Consider the following 3915-nt stretch of genomic DNA (forward strand, 5'->3'; position numbering starts at 1 on the left):
GGCCCAGGGTGGCGGTGGTGGCTTGGCGGGCGGCTTCGAGGAGGAGCATGCCGGGGGTGTGGTCGTGGGGGTGGTCGAAGAGGGTGGGGTGGCGGGTGTCGATGCGGAGTTGCCAGCGGCCAGGTTGGCCGAGGGGGGTGAGGACGACGTCGGTGGGGGTGGTGCGTCCGACGTTTTGTGGGGGTTCGGGTGCGGTGAGGGGCAGGGCGGGGATGGTGTCGGGGCCGGTGTGGGGGGCGCGTAGGCGTTGGTAGACGCGGGGGGCGATGCAGGTCATGGTGCCGCCTCCGGTGGCGGTGAGGTGGCCGTCGCGGTGGATGGTGACGTCGGTGCGGAAGCCGGTCACCTGGCCGCGGCGTTCCTTCACCTCTCCGACGCGGGCGTGGAGTTCGAGGGTGGCGGGGGCGGCGCCTACGCGCATCTGTGCGGGCGTCACGGTCACGTGGAGGTTGTGGAGGAGGAAGTGGTGGCCGAGGGGGACGTGGTATTCGGTGTGGGCGAGGAGGAGGCCGGTCTGGCGGATCGTTTCGGCGGCGATGAGGGGGTCGTGGCGGCCGTCGATGGGGGTGTAGAAGCTGTGTCCGCGGGGCCATTGGGCGGCCAGAACGAAGTGGTGTGCGCTGCTGCGTGCCCAGTCGGTGAGCAGGACTTCGGCGACGGATGCGCGGTGGACGGGTTCTTTGGGGACGGTGCGGGTCAGGCGCTGGGAGAGGGGGGCGCTGCCGGTGGGGGCGCCGGGGTGCCGCGGGTGGGTCATGCCGGGTATCGAGTGGTTCGTGCGGTAGGTGCTCACAGGCGTGGACATGGTTTTCCCCCGAGCCGCCGTGGCCTGGTTGTGGCCGGAATGTGGGTGGTGGAGCGCCGAGGACAGTGAAGATACATACCACCCGGTTTAATTTCTAGAAGGAATGCGGGGTTCCCGCGAGCAAAATGCGGAGCGCCGCGTTCCCTGTCGGTGGAGGAGCGCTCGGGGTGCTCTCTGTCTTCGGCTGACGGGCGCTTGCCGGGTCCTCGCGGCCCGGTGGAGCCTCCCGGGAGCCCCGGGCCGGCGAGGGGCGCCGTCCGTCGTCTTACCGGGCCCTTCCCGGGCGGCCCGTCCCGGGGCGGCTTTCATGCGAGGGGCATATTCCCTGATCACGGCGGGCCGACAGGGCCGGGCAGGGCGGGCCGGCGGCCGCGGACCGGGTGCGGCGCGGCCGGTGAGCCCTCACTCTTCTCCGCCGCCCTCGGAGTGCTGGGGGCCGGGGTGCGAGGGGTTGGCGGCCCGGCGGTCGGTGGCGGGCCGGCCGGTGCGCCCCCGGCCGCCGTGAAGGTGGCATGGGGGCGGTCGTGGTTTCGCAGGACCTTCACCCTTAAAATAGAGACCGCGTGCGCGGTTTGTTACAATCCCTGGTGTGTCGACCGGCGGTGACGGCCCGCGGTGGGGTGGGGAGCGTGCGTGTGCGCGTTTTTCCGTCTGTGGTGTGCCGTGGGGTGTGGCCGGTTGGGCCAGCTGTGCCGGTCCGCCCGGACTCTCGCGGATCGGTGTGCGGTGGTGCGCGGGGGCGTATACGGTGCCGCGCCGCTCGGCCGTCCGCGCGTCCGCGCGTCGGGGCGTCGGTTGCTTGGCGTGGTGGTGGGGGTGGGCTGTGTGCGGGTCGTGCTGGGGTGAAGGTGAGGGCCGGCGGTGGCCGGCTGCGGGCTGCGAGGGCAGGGGAGTTCGAGGCGATGGTGAAGCAGGAGCGGGCTGCGCGGACGCGTCGGGCGTTGGTGCGGGCGGCGGCGGAGGTGTTTGCCCGGGATGGTTTCGTGCTGGCGTCGCTGACGTCGATCAGCAAGATGGCGGGGGTGAGCAATGGGGCGCTGCATTTTCATTTCGCCAGCAAGCAGGCTCTGGCGCGTGCGGTGGAGGAGGAGGCGGCCGCCGTGCTGCGGGCGATCGGTGCTTCCGTGCGGGCGGGTGGGGCGTATCCGTTGCAGCGGCTCATTGATGCCACGCATGCCCTGATGGAGCGTCTGGAGCGGGATGTGGTGGTGCGGGCCGGGTTCGAGCTGGGCAGTGGGCCGCCGCGCCGGGACGGGTCGGCGGACTTGCGGGGGCAGTGGCAGGGCTGGGTGGAGGAGGTCCTCAAGGACGCCGAGCGTGACGGCGTCCTGGCTCCGGGTGTGTCGGCGGCCGATGCTTCGGTGACGGTGGTGGCGGCGACGGTGGGGTTTGAGCAGTTGGGTGCGGAGGATCCTGCCTGGACGTCGGCGCAGACGCTGGTGCAGTTCTGGGACCTGCTGCTGCCCCGGCTGGCCGCGGCCGAGGTCCTGGGCGGGCTGCAGGCCGGCGGCACCCCGGCCGCGGCCTCCCGTCAGGAATGACCCGCACCCGCGCCCGCGCTCTGGCACGGGCCCGTACCCGGACCTGCCGGCCTCGTTGAGCCGCCCCTTGTCTGGCTGAGCGGGCAGGCTGTGTGGCCAAGAGTCGCAGCTTGGGCAGGTCCGTCCTGGCCGGACGGTTTCGGCGAGGGGGGCGCGCTCGGGCAAATGCCTGGCCGCGCGTGTCACCAGTGCCCTTCGGTGGGGGGGCGGCGATACCGCTTCGGGTGGTCCTGGCGCGTACCCGCACAGCGGAACACACGCTCGTAGTAACATGTACTACATGGAGACCACGGCCCGCGAGTTCAACCAGAAGTCCTCCCAGATTCTCGCCGCAGCAGCTCGGGGTGAGACCGTCACCGTCACCAAGAACGGCACCCCCGTCGCACGGGTGGTCCCGATCAACGACACCGAGGTGCCCCCGTACCCGACCGACGCCATGGGCGACCTCGATCTGCCCGACCTCGGCCTGCCCGACCTCACCGACGACGAGATCGAGGATGTTCTTAAGGGGATGGGCGAGTGAGTCTGGTCGCCGTCGCTGACACCAACGGTTTGTACCGCCTGCTCGATTCGAAACTCACTGGCCACGAGGAGCACAAGAAGGCCCTGGCAGCGACCAGCCACCTCATCATCTCTCCCCTGGTTCTGGCTGAACTGGACTATCTGATCTCCACCCGGGCCGGAGCCCGCAAGGCCCTGATGGCGGCACGCTTCATCGAACGTAACGTTGCAACCCGACGCTTCGAGGTGCCTGCCGTCAGTGCGCATCTGAGTGCGGCCATCGCGGTCGCCGAAGGCTACGCGGACGCTGACGGAGGCAAAGGCATCGGCCTCACCGACGCCATGAACGTCGCCCTCGCCGCCGCCTATCGCACCGACGCCCTGCTCACCACCGGCCGCCGTTTCCGCATGGTCCGGCCCCTGACCGGGCACCCGGCATTTCGGCTGCTACCCGAAGATCTGTAGCCACGGCGGCCCGGCTCGCCCGGCCCTGCCCGCTCACTGTGTCACCCGCGCTCTGGCATAGGCCCGCGCCCGGCCCTGCCGGCCTCGTTTCCTGGCTCTCACAAAAGCGGTTGAGCATGTGACTGCCGGTTTCCCGCGTCCGGGCGGCACGCCGGGGCCCCGAAGCGGATCCAGCCCGGTCGGCGGCGTATGGCCGGGCGGCAGGCACTGTCTTGTCACCGGCGGTCAGGGCGTTCCGCTCGCGGTGTCGCCGGCCGGCGAAAACCGCGGGCGACGTCACCGCATTCCTGTCGCTGGTGGGCAAGATTTCGGCCGTTGCCGCAGTGGTCGGCAGGTCGCGCAGGCGGTCCGGCATGCTCTTGGCCGACCGCGGCTTCGACCACGACAGGTATCGCCGCCTCCTGCGCCGGCGCGGTATCGGGCCCGCGATCGCCGAAGGCGGCCGGCCGCACGGCACCGGTCGGGGCACCTTGTGCTGGGGCGTCGAGCGGATGATCTCCTGGCTGCACGGCTTGCGCCGCCTGTGGGTCGGCTGGGAACGACGTGACGGCATCCGCGAGGCGTTCCTCGGCCTCGCGGTCTGCCTGATCACCCGCCGGCACG

General features: G+C 71.2%; 4 protein-coding genes and 1 pseudogene. 4 read left to right on the top strand and 1 reads right to left on the bottom strand.

The window, feature by feature from the left end; all coding sequences use genetic code 11:
- The coding region (locus M8J74_RS43715; RefSeq protein ID WP_249841715.1) for a ScbA/BarX family gamma-butyrolactone biosynthesis protein at window positions 1–805 on the bottom strand (805 nt) is incomplete at its 3' end.
- Window positions 806–1707: 902 nt separating this feature from the next.
- Between M8J74_RS43715 and M8J74_RS43720 the strand changes: the two genes are divergently transcribed.
- The 4 genes and pseudogenes from M8J74_RS43720 to M8J74_RS43735 all read left to right on the top strand — a co-directional run.
- Window positions 1708–2346: a ScbR family autoregulator-binding transcription factor gene (locus tag M8J74_RS43720; RefSeq protein ID WP_249841716.1), complete on the top strand. Its 639-nt coding sequence runs from the start codon at window positions 1708–1710 to the stop codon at window positions 2344–2346.
- A gap of 280 nt (window positions 2347–2626) precedes the next feature.
- On the top strand, window positions 2627–2869 hold the full coding sequence (locus tag M8J74_RS43725) for a type II toxin-antitoxin system Phd/YefM family antitoxin (protein ID WP_249841717.1): 243 nt from the start codon (window positions 2627–2629) through the stop codon (window positions 2867–2869).
- Window positions 2866–3312, top strand: a complete 447-nt coding sequence (locus M8J74_RS43730) for a PIN domain-containing protein (protein ID WP_249841718.1) — start codon at window positions 2866–2868, stop codon at window positions 3310–3312. The genes M8J74_RS43725 and M8J74_RS43730 overlap by 4 nt, the downstream gene beginning before the upstream one ends.
- A 353-nt stretch (window positions 3313–3665) precedes the next feature.
- Window positions 3666–3915: pseudogene (locus M8J74_RS43735) on the top strand (IS5/IS1182 family transposase); the annotation flags it as partial.

The organism is Streptomyces panaciradicis (assembly GCF_023516615.1).
Lineage (GTDB): Bacteria > Actinomycetota > Actinomycetes > Streptomycetales > Streptomycetaceae > Streptomyces > Streptomyces panaciradicis.